Genomic DNA, 17,297 nt, shown 5'->3' on the forward strand with positions numbered 1-17,297 from the left:
GGTTCTCGTCGTGGTCCGTGCGGGAACCCGACGCCGCTAGGCCTTGTCCGCGGCCTCGGCGATCCGGAGTTCGAGCGGGAAGTCCAGAGGAAAGTCCCCGAAGAGCAGGCGGGCCGCGGATGCTGCGGCCTCGCGTGCGGCGACGGCCACCTGATCGGCGAGCGCCGCGGGCGTGTGCACGATCACTTCGTCATGCAGGAAGAACGCAAGATGCGGCCGGCGCTCGAACGCGGGCCCCGACAGGGGCGCGGCATCCGTCTCGGCCACGATCGGCATCGCGGCCAGGCGCGCGCGCAGATCCGCCAGCCACGCCAGGGCCCATTCGGCCGCCGTGCCCTGAACGATGAAGTTGCGGGTGAAGCGGCCCCGATCGCGGGCGGAGCGTCGAGCGCGCGACTCCTCCAGCTCGGACGCGTCGGGAGCGCCCGCCCGGGCCTGCACGTCGCGCCATTCGGCCGAGGGTGCAGCCGCAGACCGACCGAGCCAGGTCGAAACGACTCCCCCACCGTCCCCGACGCGCGCCGCCTCGTCGACCATCGCCATCGCTCGCGGGAAGGATCGTCTGAGGCGCGGCAGCAACCGGCCGCTCTCGCCGCTCGTCGCCCCGTACATCGCCCCCAGCAGGGCGACCTTGGCCTCGGCGCGCGTGGTGACCGCGCCACGCTCGACCACACCCGCGTACAGATCCCGGCCGCGCGCCGCGTCGGCGAGGGCGAGATCGCCCGACATGGCGGCGAGCACCCTCGGCTCGAGCTGCGCGACATCGGCGATCACGAGTCGCCACCCCTCGTCGGCACGCACCGCGGCGCGCAACTGACGCGGCAGCTGCAGCGCGCCCCCGCCCGAGGAGGCCCACCGACCCGTCACGACGCCGGCCGGGACGTAGACGGGGCGAAACCGTCCCTGGTGCACCCACTCGTCCAACCACGCCCACCCGTTCGCGGAGTACAGTCGCGCCATCCTCTTGTACTCCAGGAGAGGTTCGATGACAGGATGCTCGAACTCTGCGAGCTCCCACCGGCTCGTCGACTGCGCCGGCACGCCGGCCCGATGGAGGGCTCGCAGCAGCTTCGGGTGTGAATCGAGGCTCGCACGGGGGTCGCCGAGGGCGTCGCGCACCCGCCCGGCGAGCTCCTCCATCCGCGCCGGAGGCGAGCCCGCGGCCGGTCGGGGACCGAGGACCGCCCTCAGGAGCTCGTCGTGGGTCTCGACATCCCACGGAAGTCCTGCAGCGCGGAGCTCTTCGGCGATGAGTGCGCCCGCGGACTCCGCCGCGAGCAGCAGCCGCAGACGGCCGGGATCGGTCGAGCCCTGCACAGCCGCGCGCTGGCGTGCGAACTCGGCAGCCACGGCGGAGGGTGTGGACGGCAGGTCGTCATGCGACGAGCTCACGTCCAGATCGAACAGTGCGGGCGCGCCCACGGCCCCACCCTGGCTGATGGACGTGCGCTCCCACGCCGACGCAGCCCGCAACTCCGGGGCGTCGGTGACGGCGGTCGAATCCTTGAGGATCGCGTGGCAGAGCCGCAGATCATCGCACCGGGCGACACGGACCCCGGCGGCGAGGAGCGGCGGGTACCAGACGGTGGTGTCATTCCACACCCACCGCGGACCCCACCTCGTCTCGGCGTCCGACACCCACTCCGAGACGTCGTCGGGTCCGAGGACGACCTCGGACTCAGGCATCCCCCGCCCATCGCGCAGCTCGGCGACAACCGCATCGCCCGCGCGGCTCAGGACGACCCAGCGCGGCGGCTCAGGACCGTCCGACGAAACGTTCGACGTCGTCATCGTCGCCTGCGGTCACAGACCGGACTCCTCGGTCCGCACGAGGATGCATCCGCACTCGGGGCACGTGACGACCGTGTCGGCGGGCGTCTGGCGGATGCGCTGCACGTCGGTTCCCGAGAGCACCATGTTGCATCCTCCGCACGTCCCCCGGGTCAGGAGCCCCGCGCCCACCCCGCGCGCCGCAAGTCGCTCGTAGAACGCCACGAGATCGTCCGGGATGGTCCCCGTGATCGCCGCGCGGTCGCGAGTGCGCTCCTCGAACCGGGCGTTCGCCTCGGCGACGACACGCTTCGCCTCTGCGCTGAGCGTCGCCCCCTCGGCGTTGGTGTCGGCGATCGCGGCCTCCTGGCCGGCGATGGCGGCATCGGCCTGTTCCAGACGCTCCATGACTTCGAGCTCGGCATCCTCCAGGTCGCTTTTACGACGCGCCAGTGACGCGATCTCGCTCTCGAGCCCCTGGGCTTCCTTCGGGTTGCTGCTGGTCGCGAGGCGTCCGGCATCACGTGTGCTGCGGGCGTCGACCATCGCGACATCGGACTCGATGCGGCTGAGCTCCGTGCGGAGATCGTCTCGGGCGCCCAGCCGAGCGGACAGCTCGTGCGAGAGCTCCTGGCGGCGCGCGGTGAGCTCCTGGATGCGGGCGGCCTGCGGCGGGTTCCTGCGAGCGTGGTCGGCGTGTCGCAGTGAGATGTCGAGGTCCGCGAGATCGAGCAGGCGCCGCTGGTCGGCAGGACTGGAGTTCATGTGGGCCCTGCCGGGATCGAACCGACGACATCCACGGTGTAAACGTGGCGCTCTACCAGCTGAGCTAAAGGCCCTCGCCACCAGTGTATGAGGCCGATGGCGAGAAGAGAGCGCGCGTTCCCGCTGTGGACGGTCCGGGCACCTGAAGACTGGATAGGCTGGACGACGGTGCGTTGTGCTGTTCAGACAAAGGCGGCGCCGCATCGATTGTGAATCCCTGGCACGATCTGCCAGACGACGAAAGGTCTCGCGTGACTGTCCACGATCAGGATCCGTACTCCCAGGGCTCGGCCGACAGCGATCCCGACGAGACGAGCGAGTGGCAGGAATCCCTGCAGCAGCTCGTCGCCGAGAAGGGCCACCAGCGTGGTCGCGAGATCATGCTGAGCCTGTTGAGCTCTTCGCACGATCTGCACCTCGGCGTGCCCATGGTCCCCACGACCGACTACATCAACACGATCGCGCCCGAGAACGAGCCCGACTTCCCCGGTGACGAGGAGATCGAGCGACGGTACCGCGCGTGGATCCGCTGGAACGCCGCCGTGACCGTGCATCGCGCACAGCGCCCCGGTGTCGGCGTCGGCGGTCACATCTCGACGTACGCCTCCTCTGCCGCGCTGTACGAGGTCGGCTTCAACCACTTCTTCCGCGGCGCCGACCACCCGTCCGGCGGCGACCAGATCTTCATCCAGGGCCACGCCTCCCCCGGCACCTATGCGCGTGCCTTCCTCGAGGGCCGCGTGACGGAGGCTCAGCTCGACGGCTTCCGCCAGGAGAAGTCGGCATCGCCCAACGGCATCCCGTCGTATCCGCACCCGCGCCTCATGCCGGACTTCTGGCAGTTCCCGACGGTCTCGATGGGTCTCGGACCGATCAACGCGATCTACCAGGCGATGACGAACAAGTACCTCGCGAACCGCGGGATCAAGGATGTCGCCGACTCGCACGTCTGGGCCTTCCTCGGCGACGGTGAGATGGACGAGGTCGAGAGCCGCGGACAACTGCAGGTGGCTGCGAACGAAGGCCTCGACAACCTGACCTTCGTCATCAACGCCAACCTGCAGCGCCTGGACGGTCCCGTCCGCGGAAACGGCAAGATCATCCAGGAGCTGGAGAGCTTCTTCCGCGGTGCCGGCTGGAACGTCATCAAGGTGGTCTGGGGTCGTGAATGGGACGACCTGCTCGCCCGCGACACGGACGGCGCGCTGCGCAATCTGATGAACGTCACGCCTGACGGCGACTACCAGACGTTCAAGACCGAGAACGGCGCCTACGTGCGCGGGAACTTCTTCGGTCGGGACGAGCGCGCGCTCGCCCTGGTGAAGGACTACACGGACGACCAGATCTGGAGCCTCAAGCGCGGCGGCCACGACTACCGCAAGGTCTACGCCGCCTACAAGGCCGCGATGGAGCACAAGGGTCAGCCGACCGTCATCATCGCCAAGACGATCAAGGGCTACGGCCTGGGGCCGCACTTCGAGGGCCGCAACGCGACGCATCAGATGAAGAAGATGACGCTGGACGATCTGAAGCAGTTCCGCGACACGATGCACATCCCGATCACGGACGCGCAGCTCGACGAGAACCCGTACCTGCCGCCGTACTACAACCCCGGTCCGCAGGACGAGACGATCCAGTACCTGATGGAACGGCGCCGTGCCCTGGGCGGTTTCCTTCCCGCCCGTCGCTCCGAGCACGTCGCCCTCACCCTTCCGGGTGATGCCGCGTACGCCTTGCCGAAGAAGGGTTCGGGCACCCAGGAGGTCGCCACGACGATGGCGTTCGTCCGGCTCCTGAAAGACCTGCTGCGGTCGAAGGACTTCGGCAACCGCATCGTGCCGATCATCCCCGACGAAGCACGCACGTTCGGCATGGACGCGTTCTTCCCGACGGCGAAGATCTACAACCCCAACGGGCAGCACTACACTTCGGTCGACCGCGAGCTGCTCCTGGCGTACAAGGAGAGCCCGCAGGGGCAGATCGTGCACGTCGGCATCAACGAGGCCGGCGGTATGGCCGCCTACACGAACATCGGCACGAGCTACTCGACGCACGGCGAACCGCTGATCCCGGTCTACGTCTTCTACTCGATGTTCGGCTACCAGCGCACCGGCGACGCCATGTGGGCGGCGTCCGATCAGATGTCCCGCGGTTTCATCATCGGCGCCACCGCCGGACGCACCACGCTGACGGGCGAGGGCCTGCAGCACGCGGACGGGCACTCGCACCTGCTGGCCTCGACCAACCCGGCCACCGTCGCCTACGACCCGGCGTACGGCTACGAGATCGCGCACATCGTGCGTTCGGGGCTGGAGCGGATGTACGGCGGCTCCCACGACGACCCGAACGTCTCGTACTACCTCACGGTCTACAACGAGCCGATCGTCCAGCCTGCTGAACCGGAGGGTGTGGACGTGGACGGTATCGTCCGCGGCATCCACCGGCTCTCGTGGGGCCAGGGTGACGGGCACCGCGTACAGCTGCTGGCGTCCGGCGTCGGTGTGCCGTGGGCGATCGAGGCTCAGCACCTGCTCGGGCAGGACTGGGGCATCGCCGCAGACGTCTGGTCGGTCACCTCATGGACCGAGTTGCGTCGCGACGGCCTGGCCGCGGACGAGCACAACTTCCTGCACCCCGAGGCCGAGCCCCGGACCGCCTACGTGACCGAGCGTCTTCGCGAGAGCGACGGCCCGGTCATCGCGACCAGCGACTGGATGCACGCCGTCCCCGACCAGATCCGTCAGTGGGTGCCTCGTCGCTACCTCACGCTCGGGGCTGATGGCTTCGGCTTCTCCGACACCCGCGCTGCGGCGCGCCGCTACTTCAAGATCGACGGCCCGTCGATGGTCGTCCGCGCGCTGCAGGCGCTCGCGGATGAAGGTGCCATCGATCGCGGCCTCGTCGGTCAGGCTATCGAGAAGTACCGCCTCCACGACGTGAACGCGGGCACCAGCGGCAACGCCGGCGGAGAGAGCTGACGGGTGCTTCGACACCGATGAACAAGACGGAGACGCTCGCTTGGCTGCGACGCATCTCGGGTGACCTCGCCACGGCGACCACCATGCGACTGGAGGAATCACTCCCCTGGTACGCCGAGATGCCGCCGGCCCGCCGCTCGGCGGTGGGCCTGGTCGCCCAAGCGGGCATCACGTCGTTCATCCAGTGGTACGACGATCCGGCGTCCACCCCGTGGATCGCGGCCGACGTCTTCCTGGCGGCGCCGCGCGAGCTTCTGCGGAGCGTCAGTCTGACCCAGACGCTGCAGCTGATCCGCGTGACGGTCGAAGTCACCGAGGAGCGCATCCAGGGCAAGACCGAGGATCTCCGCGAAGCGATCCTGCTGTATTCGCGCGAGGTCGCCTTCGCCGCCGCCGACGTCTATGCCCGCGCCGCAGAGGCCCGCGGACTCTGGGACGCACGCCTCGAAGCGCTCGTCGTGGACTCGATCCTGACGGGCGAGGCCGACGACGAGCTGCCCAGTCGGATCGCCGCACTCGGGTGGCACGGTCACGGTGAGGTCTCGGTGCTGGTGGGAACGACTCCTCCGCAGTTCGACGTCGATCAGCTGCGCCGGACGGCGCGGAAGTTGGGCGTGGACGTGCTCATCGGAGTGCAGGGGTCGCGCCTCGTCCTGGTCATCGGACGCTCGGACTCTCCGCCGCGCGAAGAGATCGAGCCGGAACTGCCGTTCCCCGAGATCGCGCGCCGTCTGGAACCCGGCTTCGGAGACGGATACCTCGTGCTCGGCCCTGCGGTGCCCGCGCTCGTCGATGCCGGCCAGAGCGCACGGGCGGCGCTGGCCGGGTTCGCCGTCGCACGCGCATGGCGCCACGCGCCGCGGCCGGTGGAGGCCGACGACCTGCTCCCCGAGCGGGCTCTCGCGGGCGATCCACTCGCGAAGCAGACCCTCGTCGAGCGCATCTTCCGTCCCCTGCAGGCGCACAGCTCGGACCTGGTGACGACCCTGTGGAGCTATCTCGACAACGGACGTTCGCTCGAAGCCACTGCACGTGAGCTGTTCGTGCACCCCAACACGGTCCGGTATCGGCTCAAGCGCGTCTCCGAGGTCATCGGATGGGATGCCACCGGGCCGCGCGAGGCTCTGATCCTGCAGACCGCGCTCATCCTCGGATCCGTAGGATTCATCCCCACCGACCCGACACGCCGACGGATGCCTGCGTCGCGACGCTGACGGTCGGTGATGATGTAGACCGCCCACAAAGCATCGGGCGATTCTTGTGCGGTGATCGCCAGAAGGCGCTCCGTCGTTCTTGGGAGGATGGACTGATGTTCATTGCCGTATTCCCCGGCCAGGGCTCACAGTCCCCCGGTTTCCTCGCCCCCTGGCTCGAACGCGACGGCGCGCGCGAGCGACTGGTCGAGTACTCGGAGTGGTCGGGCGTCGACCTCGTCGCAGCCGGCACGGAATGGGACGCGGAACGCATCCGTGACACACAGGTGGCTCAGCCGCTGATCGTCGCGGCGAGCTTGCTGTCGTGGAACGAACTGGCTGACCGTGGCGCGATCACGGGAGTCGCGGGTCACTCCGTCGGCGAGTTCGCCGCCGCGGCCGCTGCCGGCGTGCTCAGCGAGCAGGACGCACTCCGCCTCGTCGGCATCCGCGGCCGCGCGATGGCCGAGGCGGCCGCAGCCGAGCAGACCGGGATGAGCGCGATCATCGGCGGGGACGAGGCATCCGTGCTCGCCCGCCTCGACGAACTCGGCCTGACCCCCGCGAACTACAACGGCGGCGGACAACTCGTCGCCGCCGGCGCGCTGGGTGGCTTGCAGGCCCTCGCTGCGCAGCCGGTCTCCGGCACGCGGGTCATCCCGTTGCAGGTCGCCGGCGCATTCCACACGTCGTACATGGCCCCCGCGGTCGAGGCGCTCCGCGCCGCAGCCGATCAGGTGCTCGCGTCCGATCCGACGCTGACCATCTGGACCAACAGCGACGGCGAGACCGTCACTTCCGGTGCGGCCTATCGCGATGCGCTGATCGCTCAAGTCGCCTCACCCGTGCGGTGGGATCTGTGCATGGCGTCCTTCGCGGCGCACGAGGTCACGGGACTCGTCGAGATGGCACCGGCGGGCACGCTGACGGGGCTCGCGAAGCGCGCTCTGCGCGGCGTGCCGTCTGTGGCCCTCAAGACGCCCGACGACCTCGCGGCGGCCGCCGCTCTGTTGACTGGAGATCGCGCATGAGCCCGACATTGACGCAGGCGACCGGCCCCGCCCACACCCGCATCTATTCGTACGGAGCCGCCCGCGGCGAGATCGCGGTCCCCAACGATGATCTGGTCGGTCCCATCGATTCGAGCGACGAGTGGATCCGTCAGCGCACCGGAATCGTCACGCGTATGCGAGCCGTCGCGACCACGGACGCGATAGATCTGGCGACGGATGCCGCGACCGAGGCCATCGCAAAATCCGGCGTCTCCGCCGACCTCATCGACGCCGTCATCGTCGCGACCATCAGCAACCCCAAGCAGACCCCGTCGGTCTCGGCGATCGTCGCGGACCGCGTCGGGTCGAACCCGGCGGCGGCCTATGACCTGAACGCCGCCTGCGCCGGCTTCGCTTACGGCGTCGCACAAGCCGATGCGCTGATCCGCGCGGGCGCCGCGCATTACGCGCTGGTCATCGGCACCGAGAAGCTCAGCGATGTCGTCGATCCGGCGGACCGCAGCATCTCGTTCCTCCTCGGCGACGGCGCGGGAGCCGTCGTGATCGGCCCGAGCGATACGCCCGGCATCGGACCCACCGTGTGGGGGTCGGATGGTTCGAAGGCCGAAGCCGTGGGGATGAACGGTACGCTCACCCAGTTCCGTGACGGCGAGGTGCCGTGGCCGACCCTGCGCCAGGAGGGCCCGACCGTCTTCCGCTGGGCCGTCTGGGAGATGGTGAAAGTGGCACGCGAGGCTCTCGAAGCCGCCGGTGTCGACGCATCCGATCTGGCGGCTTTCGTGCCTCACCAGGCGAACATGCGCATCATCGACGAGTTCGCCAAGCAGCTGAAGCTGCCCGACACCGTCGTGATCGCCCGAGACATCGAGACGACCGGCAACACGTCGGCCGCCTCCATCCCCCTCGCGACGCACCGGCTTCTGGCCGAGAACCCGCAGCTGAGCGGTGGACTCGCGCTGCAGATCGGATTCGGCGCCGGGCTCGTGTTCGGCGCGCAGGTCGTCGTCCTCCCGTGAGCCGACGACCACCGACCCTAAACTGAACAACGGCCCCGACGGGGCCCGCAGACCCCCGAAGAACAGGAGAAACCCATGGCATTCACCACCGACGAGGTGCTCGCAGGCCTTGCAGAGCTCATCACCGACGAGACCGGCATCTCGGCCGACGAGGTCGCCCTCGAGAAGTCGTTCACCGATGACCTCGACATCGACTCGATCTCGATGATGACGATCGTCGTGAACGCCGAGGAGAAGTTCGGCGTCACCATCCCCGACGACGAGGTCAAGAACCTCAAGACCGTGGGCGACGCCGTCACCTTCATCACGTCCAACCAGGCGTAGGCAGAACCGGTGGGGGCTCCGCCCCGAACACCGGCCTGCTGACGCACGCTCCGGTGGGGGCTCTTCGCCCCCACCGGTCATGCAGATTTCTTCGCGAGGATCCACACCCATGAGTACGTCACGCATCGTCGTCACCGGCATCGGAGCGTCGTCGCCGATCGGCGGCACCGCGCCCGACAGCTGGACCGCCCTGCTCGGCGGCGCCTCCGGCGCCCGCACCCTCGAGCACGAGTGGGTGGAGCAGTACTCGCTCCCTGTCACATTCGCCGCCGAAGCGCTCGTCCGCCCGGAAGCGGTGCTGGAGCGGACCGAGGTGCGCCGCCTCGACCCGTCCTCGCAGTTCGCCCTCGTGGCGGCCCGCGAAGCCTGGGCCGACGCCGGAGCGCCCGACGTCGAGCCCGAGCGCCTCGGCGTGGACTTCGCGACGGGGATCGGCGGCCTGTGGACGCTTCTGGACGCGTGGGACACGCTGCGCGAGAAAGGACCCCGACGGGTCATGCCCATGACCGTGCCCATGCTGATGCCGAACGCGGCCGCGGCCGCCGTGTCGATGCATTTCGGGGCGCGGGCGTTCGCCCGCACGGTCGCGTCTGCCTGCGCATCGAGCACGGAGTCCATCGTCAACGCGTTCGAGCACCTGCGCGCCGGTCTCGCCGATGTCATCATCGCGGGTGGGACGGAGTCGGCGATCCACCCCATCACCATGGCATCGTTCGCGTCGATGCAGGCGCTGTCCAAGCGCAACGACGATCCGGCCCACGCGTCGAGGCCCTACAGCGCCGACCGAGACGGGTTCGTGATGGGCGAGGGCGCGGGAGCGCTCGTCCTCGAGACCGAGGAGCACGCGATCGCCCGTGGGGCGAAGATCTACGCGGTCATCGTGGGCGGAGGCGTGACAGCCGACTCGTACCACATCACGGCGAACGACCCTGAAGGTCGGGGCGCGAGCAGGGCTGTGACCTTCGCTCTCGAACAGGCCGGCGTCTCGCCGGACGATGTGACGCACATCAATGCGCACGCCACCTCGACCCCGGTGGGCGATCCGGCGGAGTACACGGCCCTCAAGACCGTCTTCGGCGACCGCGTCCACGAGATCCCCGTGTCTGCCACCAAGGCCTCCACCGGTCACCTGCTCGGCGGCACGGGCGCCCTCGAGGCGATCTTCTCGATCCTCGCGATCCAGAACCGCATCGCCCCGCCCACGATCAACCTCACCACCCAGGACCCCGAGATCCCCCTGCGCGTCTCGGGCGAACCGATCCCCCTCGGGGACGGGCCGCAGCTCGCGATCAGCAACTCTTTCGGATTCGGCGGACACAACGCCGTCCTCGCGATTTCGACGCCGTAGCGAGGCATCCTCGACCGACGCACACGAAGACGCCCCCGGAGATCACACACCGGGGGCGTCTGTCGTGTCAGGCGGGGATTCGCGTTCCCTGCGTCCGGGTTGGGGCCGCCGACCGCGGGTAGTGGCGCCTCGCCGCCTGAGATCTGAGGGGGTGTCAGCCCACCTTGTGCAGCCACACGACGGGCGCGTCATCGCTCGCATGGCGGAACGGCTCGAGCTCATCGTCCCAGGCGGCTCCGAGGGCGACGTCGAGTTCACGCTGCAGCTCGAACATGTCGCCGGCGGCGACCTCCATGGCATAACGGATTCGGTCTTCGCCGATGACCACGTTGCCGCCGGAATCGGTCTGCGCGTAGTGGATGCCGAGGCCCGGAGTGTGCAGCCAGCGGCCCCCGTCGCTGCGCGGTGTCGGATCTTCCGTCACCTCGAACCGCAAGTGCTCCCATCCGCGGATCGCCGTCGTCAACGCGGCGCCGGTTCCCACCGGACCTTCCCAGTAGTACTCGGTGCGTCGACTGCCCGACAGCACCGGCTGTTCGGTCCAGTCGAAGTTCACTCCACGACCGAGGGCGCGTCCTACCGCCCACTCGAGGTGGGGGCACAGCGCGCGCGGCGCAGAGTGGATGAAGATCACCCCGCGCGATTGACGTGTCGCCATCATGTCTCCGTTTCTTCAGGTTCGTCTTCCCCAACGACCTGACGGATACCGCAGCGATGTGTGTTCGGTTGTGCGGCCATTATCGCTCATCTGCACCGAGAATCACAAGCGTGTCATTCCGGTCCCGTCGTCACCCCATTCCGACGGCACGCAGACGGGGAATGCCGGAGGCCCCGGCTGTGCGCCGAGGCCTCCGTCGTCCGCTCCCGAGTGATCAGGCTTCGCTCATGGCCGTGACGACGGCCTGACCCTTCGCGGCGTAATAGGCGGCGCGTGCAGCATCCTTGCGAGCCTGCTCGACGTAGCCCGCATCGAGGATGTCCTGATCGACGGGGAAGCTCTCGACGCGGTTCACGCCGTGGTACTTCTCGATGTACGCGTCGAGTTCGGGGCCCGACGTCCACGATGTGATGAGGTTGTAGCGCGGCTCGGAACCCACGTGGGTGGCGGCGTGCCACAGGCGCTGGGTGTCGATGATGAGCTGCGCTCCGGCCGGAAGTGCGATGCGCGTCTCGCCCTCGGGATCGGTGCGGTTCTCCCGCAGCACGAAGAAGCTGTCCTTGTCGTCGGTGAGGTTGAAGAAGCCACGCACGACCCAGCCGGTGCCGTCGGGGTTGAGGCGGTTGTTGTCGTCCTGATGCAGGTTGTACAGGCAGTCGCCGTAGGGCGTGGGCTGCAGTTCGATCACGCGGCACCGCCCGACGTTGGCGCCGGGCTCCTGCGCGCGGCGGGTGAGATGGGGCGCCTTCTCGACCTGCGAATCGATCCACACGCCGTCCTTGTCGGTGCGTGGCGGCTTGTGATTCCAGAAGCCGTTGCACTCGATGTCACCGAAGGCGCTCGCAAGCGGTGCGAATCGGGTGTCGCCCGACGACTTCCAGTCGTTGTACTCGATGTCGAGCCATTCCTTGGGGTCGAGCTCCTGGTTGTAGCGGTCCAGGACGACGTAGCCGGTCTCTTCGAGCGCGGCGGAGGTGATGTAACTCATGAGGAGAGTCGTACCTTTCGTAGGGGGCCAGCACGTTTTAACAGGCCCAACTTAGGCAACCCTACATCGGGGCCCTGCGACACACCCGGAGACCGGCCGACGCGACCGGACCGCGGGGAGACGGTCGGTTAGGCTTGCCCACGGCCGCCTCGAGGCTGCCGCGATTGCCGTCTCGACGAGCCGCTTTCGCCGTCGGACGGAGGATGTCGCAGCATGGGATCAGCCACCAATGTCGACGCCGTCGCCGTCAACACGATCGCGTGGCTCGCGGCGGCGGAGACCAGCATCGTCGTTCCCGTCTATCAGCGCCAGTACCGCTGGGACATCGGCGGATGTGAGCAACTGCTCGCCGACGTGCGCGCCGTGGCCGACGCCGAAGACCGCGGGATGCACTTCATCGGCTCGATCCTGTCCACCCTCAGCACCGACCGGGACGACGCCGAGCTCGTCCTGATCGACGGTCAGCAGCGCATCACGACGCTCATGCTGCTCGTCGCGGCGCTCCACCACATCGCTCAGGACGTCCGTCCGCTCCTCGCGGCCGAGATGCACACCGTCCTCGTGCGCGCGAGCGACCCCGACCGTACCAAGCTCCGCCCCCACCGGGCGTGGGCGGATGTCTTCGAGAGAATCGTCCGCGACCGACCGGTTGCGGGAGACGACGCGCAGGATTCGCGCTTCGACAGCAACTACGCGTTCTTCCGCAGTCAGGTGCGCCCCGATGAGGTTCCGCGCATCTGGCGAGGACTGCAACGGCTCGAGCACGTCGCGATCACCCTCGGTGCCGGCGCGCATGCCCAGCAGATCTTCGAGAGCCTGAACTCGACGGGCGAGCCCCTGCGCGATCACGAACTGATCCACAACTACGTGCTCATGGGCCTGTCGCACGCCGAACAGACCGAGATCGAAGACACGTTCTGGGTGCCCATCGAACAGAACACCGGTCAGGCCATCGGCTCGTTCTGGCGGGACTACCTCGTGATGACGACCGGACGGGAGGTGTCGGTTCCCGGCACCCGGGGCGTCTACGACGCGTTCCGAGCCGAGTTCCCCCGCCTCGACCTCGATTCGCTGCGTTCCGCTGCCGCGCAGTGGCGAGCGGCATCCGATGTCTACCGCGCACTGCTGCATCCCGCGCGAGAACCCGACGCCGCCCTCGCCCGCCACCTCGCCCACGTGAACACGTTCGGACGCGCGATGTACCCGCTGCTCATGCGCGTCTACCTCGACTATCGCCGGGGGACGACGGATGCCGCGGCCTTCGCGGCCACCCTCGAGGCCGTGCAGTCACTGCTGCTGCGTCGTACGGTCGTCGGCACCGGGACCGACCGCTTGGTCGCGCGACTGTGCCGCGCCTGGAACGAAGGGCCCGATGCGCTGACGCTCGCCTTCGCCCGTATCACCCCGTCGGACGAACGCGTACGGGTCGCCCTCAAGTTCGGACCGCTCCCCCATCCGGCGTACGTGCTGGGTCGGCTCGCCGATGTCGAGGACACGACCGCCGTCGACATCGAGCACATCGTGCCGCTCATACCGGCGGACGATTGGACGGGCGACGGTGTACGACGGTGGCGGGATTACTCCGAGGACGAGCAGAACAGCCACCGTGCGCTCGCTCCCACGTTGGGCAACCTCACGCTCCTCGAGGAGCCCCTCGCCATCCGCGCGTTCGACGCCGCGTTCCCGACCAAACGGGATGACGTCTATGCCCAGAGCCGCATACCCCTCACCGCCGATCTGGTCGGAGTTCCAGAGTGGAATACCGCGGCCCTTTCGCGGCGGACGGCGGCACTCACCGGGCGTTTCCTGGCGTTGTGGGCCAAGCCCCCGATCGTCGGGATCGACGATGACGGACTGACGCCGGTGTTGGACGCCGTGCGTCGACGCGGGTGGCCGGCCGGATGGCAGCGCGAGTTCGAGTACGTCGAGTACCGCGGAGAGCATTGGGAGGTCTACGACGTCAAGTACCTCTTCAACCGCATCTTCCGACGACTGTGGGCGGACTCACGCGCAGACGTGATCTCCTTCAGCCTGCGCCGTGGCGGGCCCGTCTACGATTCGCCGTCCTGGCAGGGACAGTGGGACGCTCTCGACGACGACACCCATCTGTACATGGGGTGGGACTCGAAGTACATGCTGACAGCGGTTCAGGGCGTGCTCGAAGAGGCCGGGATCGCTGCGGAGGTCTTCGTCAAGTACTCCTACGTCGGCGCCGCGATGAGGTGATCGTTCCACACCGCTCGAACGACGCCCGGACGTTCACGGATGGGTCACGCCGAGCGAGGGAGAACCCGACACGGCGTGTCCCGTCCGTGAACGGAACGAGGTGTAGGGCGGGTGGGACTTGAACCCACGATCGTCGGGTTATGAGCCCGCTGCCTTGACCAGCTTGGCCACCGCCCCCTGCACGACGAGCCTACTCGGCAGAGACGAGCAGTCCGCAGTGGGTGATCACTTCGGATCGGGCTTTCGCAGACGCAGGGGACCGTCCGATTCGTCGATCGGCGGCGCAGGCCACACTTTCGACACGGCGTCGGTGATGCGGATCGATCCGGTGCTGGGAGCGCGGTTCTCGCCGCCGTCGCTGCCCCGCTCGATCGGCACCTCCTTGCTGTGCCCGCTCACCACCTCGGGGTGGAACCGAGCCAACTGCACGACGCCCCACACGGCGATCGCGCCGGCGATGCCGAAGCCCACGAACGCCCACCACGGGGCGCCCGACGCTTCCCCGAGCACCAGCAGCCCGATGAACACCGCCACGATCGGGTCGACGACGGTCAGCCCCGCGATGACGAGGTCGGGGGGTCCCGCCGAATAGGCGGTCTGGACGAAGTAGGCACCCATCGCCACGGCGGCGAGAAGCGCCACCAGGCAGACAAGCGTCAGCCATTCGAAGTCGCCGTCCTGAATGCGCTTGATGACCACCTTCGCGAGGGTCGCGACGAAACCGTAGATGACGCCCGCTGCCATGATGTAGAACAGCGCCTGCATGCGGGTGCGCAGCCAGAACCAGAGCACGGCGAAGACGACGATCACGACGGCGAGGATCGCCAGAATGATGATCAGCTGCAGTTCCGTGATCGGGTGCTCTTCGGCGAAGAACGCCGCGATCGTGACGAACAGGAAGATGCCGCCCACGCACGCCACGATCGCGATGATCGACTGACGGGTCGGCTTGTTCCCCGACACCCGCGCGTTCAGCAGCGTCGTGATGACGAGGGCGATCGCGCCGAGGGGCTGCACCAGGATGAGCGGAGCGACCGCCAGCGCACCGAGCTGGCAGAGGATCGCGAGCGCGAGCATGATCGTGCCCAGCACCCATGACGGGCGCTTCAGGAGACTGAGAAGCTGCCCGCCGGTGAGCCCGCTGGAGCTCGCGTGCTCCGAGAGCCGCTCCACCTTCGCGACCCCGCGGTGCTGATACTGCGCGCCGAGCGACATGAACACCGCACCCAGCAGCGCGAGGGGTATGCCCGTGAGGATCGCCGGGTCGCGGAAGAAGCCGACGAGGTCGTCGGTCACATCGGAGATCGTCAGCCCGTAGCCCAGCACGTGTCGACACTAACGGCTCCGCTCGCTCGGTAGGCTCAAGACGTGGCCGTTCTGCCGATCCGAATCATTGGCGACCCGGTGCTGCATTCCGCCGCAGCACCCGTCGCGGAGATCACCGATGAGGTCCGCGCCCTGGTGGCGGACATGTTCGAGACGATGGATGCCGCACCCGGCGTCGGCCTCGCCGCGCCTCAGGTGGGCGTCGGCCTGCGCATCTACACCTACAGCTATGCGGATGACGCCGGTGAACCGTGGCGCGGCGTGATCGTCAACCCCGAACTGTGGATGCGACCTCTCGTCCCCGGAGAACCCGATCCCGACGACGAATCGGAGGGCTGCCTGTCCTTCCCCGGCGAGCGGTTCCCGCTCCGACGCTCCGAGGAGGTACTCGTGACCGGCACCGATCTCGAAGGCGCCCCGGTGCGCATCGAGGTCGATGGCTGGCGCGCACGCATCATGCAGCACGAGTTCGACCACCTCGACGGCATCCTCTACGTCGACCGTCTCGATGACGGCGAATGGAAGACGGTCCAGAAGATCGCGCGCAAGCGGGGATGGGGCCGGCCGGGACAGGCGTGGACCCCTGGCTTGGACGACATCGACGCGTGAGCCGTCCGCGCGAGGGCGGACGCCCTGTCGGACGCCTCCGTCGGACCCGCATGACGGGTGCGGACGAGCTGCTCAGGGAATGAAGAACGGCCCCGGAGTGGAGTCCAGGGCCGTTCGCTCCCCGGCTTGGACTCGAACCAAGAACCTGCCGGTTAACAGCCGGCTGCTCTGCCAATTGAGCTACCGAGGAAGAGCCCGGCCGAAGCCGGGCAACCCCACCATCCTAGCAAAGGATCGGACGTGCTCGTGAATCAGGACGACACCAGGCGCTGATCCGGGTCGGCGCTCGGCGTCCACAGCAGGTCGTCCATTCTCGGTCCGTATGCGATCGGATGACCCCCGCGCATGACGAGGACCGCAGCGCTCAGGTCGCTCGCGATCTGCGCGTCGTTGGTCACGACGACCGTTGACATGCCGTCGGCGTCGCGGCGACGGAGGATGGCGTCGCAGGCTGCCCGCCGCGCCTCCACATCGAGGTTCGCGAAGGGTTCGTCGACAATCAGAACCCGTGGGCTGTGGATGAGGGTCCGGGCGAGCGCGACGCGCTGTCGCATGCCCGCGCTGAGCTCGTACGGGTACTTCGCCGACGCCCCCAGGGGGAGCATGAACTCGTCCAGGAGAGTGGCCACGCGCACCTCGAGCGCGTGCGCGTTCACCCGCCGATCGCGACTGACGATGGGCTCCGCGATGACGTCCGACACGGTCATCCGCGCCGGGAGATCCGCCCCCGCCCGTTGCGCCAGGTATCCCGTGACCCACGTGAGCGTGCGGCGATCCCGCCCCGGCCGCCGGACCGGGATTCCATCGACGTACGCGTCGCCGCCGACGACGGCGAGGCCCATCTCGTCGATACCCGCGAGCACCGCGGCAAGGCTCGACTTGCCCGCACCGGTGGGGCCCATCAGAGCGAGCGAGGTCGCATGGGGCAGGTCGAACGACACTCCGTCCACGACACGGAGGCTTTCGGACGAGCGCGCGGAGGCCCGGGCGATGGAGAGGTCGGTGCAGCGGATCGCGACATCGGGGTCTCGGCGGCGGGACATGACTTCATCCTGCCCGCCCAGCCCACCCCGCGCCACTCGA

14 protein-coding genes and 3 tRNA genes are annotated in these 17,297 nt (G+C 68.4%); 8 read left to right on the forward strand and 9 right to left on the reverse strand.

The features are described 5' to 3' along the window. Nucleotides 1–36: 36 nt before the first annotated feature. From ACFM35_RS06085 to ACFM35_RS06095, 3 genes are all read right to left on the reverse strand, one after another. Nucleotides 37–1,791 (reverse strand): bifunctional 3'-5' exonuclease/DNA polymerase, encoded by a 1,755-nt coding sequence (locus tag ACFM35_RS06085; protein ID WP_378839688.1) that lies wholly within the window; start codon nucleotides 1,789–1,791, stop codon nucleotides 37–39. A gap of 12 nt (nucleotides 1,792–1,803) precedes the next feature. Next, entirely contained in the window at nucleotides 1,804–2,535 is a 732-nt protein-coding gene (locus tag ACFM35_RS06090) for a zinc ribbon domain-containing protein (RefSeq protein WP_378839691.1), read from the reverse strand. Between the two features lies 1 nt (nucleotide 2,536). Beyond that, a tRNA-Val gene (locus ACFM35_RS06095) sits at nucleotides 2,537–2,609 on the reverse strand. Between the two features lie 177 nt (nucleotides 2,610–2,786). On the opposite strand from ACFM35_RS06095, the gene aceE reads away from it, so the two are divergent. The 6 genes from aceE to ACFM35_RS06125 all read left to right on the forward strand — a co-directional run bounded on the left by aceE (nucleotide 2,787) and on the right by ACFM35_RS06125 (nucleotide 10,407). Next, nucleotides 2,787–5,513 (forward strand): pyruvate dehydrogenase (acetyl-transferring), homodimeric type, encoded by a 2,727-nt coding sequence (aceE, locus tag ACFM35_RS06100; RefSeq protein ID WP_378839694.1) that lies wholly within the window; start codon nucleotides 2,787–2,789, stop codon nucleotides 5,511–5,513. Nucleotides 5,514–5,530: 17 nt separating this feature from the next. Next, nucleotides 5,531–6,727, forward strand: a complete 1,197-nt coding sequence (locus tag ACFM35_RS06105) for a PucR family transcriptional regulator (RefSeq protein ID WP_378839697.1) — start codon at nucleotides 5,531–5,533, stop codon at nucleotides 6,725–6,727. 95 nt (nucleotides 6,728–6,822) lie between these two features. Beyond that, a complete protein-coding gene (locus ACFM35_RS06110) occupies nucleotides 6,823–7,737 on the forward strand; it encodes an ACP S-malonyltransferase (RefSeq protein ID WP_378839700.1) in 915 nt (304 codons plus the stop codon). Beyond that, entirely contained in the window at nucleotides 7,734–8,735 is a 1,002-nt protein-coding gene (locus ACFM35_RS06115) for a beta-ketoacyl-ACP synthase III (RefSeq protein ID WP_378839702.1), read from the forward strand. The genes ACFM35_RS06110 and ACFM35_RS06115 overlap by 4 nt, the downstream gene beginning before the upstream one ends. A gap of 75 nt (nucleotides 8,736–8,810) precedes the next feature. Further along, nucleotides 8,811–9,059 (forward strand): acyl carrier protein, encoded by a 249-nt coding sequence (locus ACFM35_RS06120; protein WP_045276804.1) that lies wholly within the window; start codon nucleotides 8,811–8,813, stop codon nucleotides 9,057–9,059. 109 nt (nucleotides 9,060–9,168) lie between these two features. Continuing rightward, nucleotides 9,169–10,407, forward strand: coding sequence for a beta-ketoacyl-[acyl-carrier-protein] synthase family protein (locus ACFM35_RS06125; protein ID WP_378839706.1), 1,239 nt, complete (start codon nucleotides 9,169–9,171; stop codon nucleotides 10,405–10,407). A 154-nt stretch (nucleotides 10,408–10,561) separates the two neighbouring features. Here the strand turns inward: ACFM35_RS06125 and ACFM35_RS06130 are convergent, their stop codons facing one another. Both ACFM35_RS06130 and ACFM35_RS06135 read right to left on the reverse strand, forming a co-directional pair. Beyond that, entirely contained in the window at nucleotides 10,562–11,065 is a 504-nt protein-coding gene (locus ACFM35_RS06130) for a DUF3145 domain-containing protein (protein ID WP_378839859.1), read from the reverse strand. Nucleotides 11,066–11,279: 214 nt separating this feature from the next. Further along, nucleotides 11,280–12,053, reverse strand: a complete 774-nt coding sequence (locus ACFM35_RS06135; RefSeq protein WP_378839708.1) for a hypothetical protein — start codon at nucleotides 12,051–12,053, stop codon at nucleotides 11,280–11,282. A 213-nt stretch (nucleotides 12,054–12,266) separates the two neighbouring features. Between ACFM35_RS06135 and ACFM35_RS06140 the strand changes: the two genes are divergently transcribed. Beyond that, a complete protein-coding gene (locus ACFM35_RS06140; protein ID WP_378839710.1) occupies nucleotides 12,267–14,279 on the forward strand; it encodes a DUF262 domain-containing protein in 2,013 nt (670 codons plus the stop codon). Nucleotides 14,280–14,382: 103 nt separating this feature from the next. Here ACFM35_RS06140 and ACFM35_RS06145 read toward each other — a convergent pair. Together ACFM35_RS06145 and ACFM35_RS06150 are read right to left on the reverse strand one after the other, a co-directional pair. Beyond that, nucleotides 14,383–14,456, reverse strand: a tRNA-Ile gene (locus tag ACFM35_RS06145). 48 nt (nucleotides 14,457–14,504) lie between these two features. Beyond that, a complete protein-coding gene (locus ACFM35_RS06150) occupies nucleotides 14,505–15,605 on the reverse strand; it encodes a DMT family transporter (protein ID WP_378839713.1) in 1,101 nt (366 codons plus the stop codon). A 42-nt stretch (nucleotides 15,606–15,647) separates the two neighbouring features. Between ACFM35_RS06150 and def the strand changes: the two genes are divergently transcribed. Further along, the gene (def, locus tag ACFM35_RS06155; protein ID WP_378839715.1) at nucleotides 15,648–16,214 is read left to right on the forward strand and encodes a peptide deformylase; all 567 of its coding nucleotides are present in this window, start codon (nucleotides 15,648–15,650) and stop codon (nucleotides 16,212–16,214) included. Between the two features lie 117 nt (nucleotides 16,215–16,331). Here the strand turns inward: def and ACFM35_RS06160 are convergent. Both ACFM35_RS06160 and ACFM35_RS06165 read right to left on the reverse strand, forming a co-directional pair. Next, nucleotides 16,332–16,404: transfer RNA gene (locus ACFM35_RS06160), tRNA-Asn, on the reverse strand. Nucleotides 16,405–16,465: 61 nt separating this feature from the next. Beyond that, a complete protein-coding gene (locus ACFM35_RS06165) occupies nucleotides 16,466–17,257 on the reverse strand; it encodes an ATP-binding cassette domain-containing protein (RefSeq protein ID WP_378839718.1) in 792 nt (263 codons plus the stop codon). Nucleotides 17,258–17,297 lie beyond the last annotated feature (40 nt).

The organism is Microbacterium songi (genome assembly GCF_042747925.1).
Classification (GTDB): domain Bacteria; phylum Actinomycetota; class Actinomycetes; order Actinomycetales; family Microbacteriaceae; genus Microbacterium.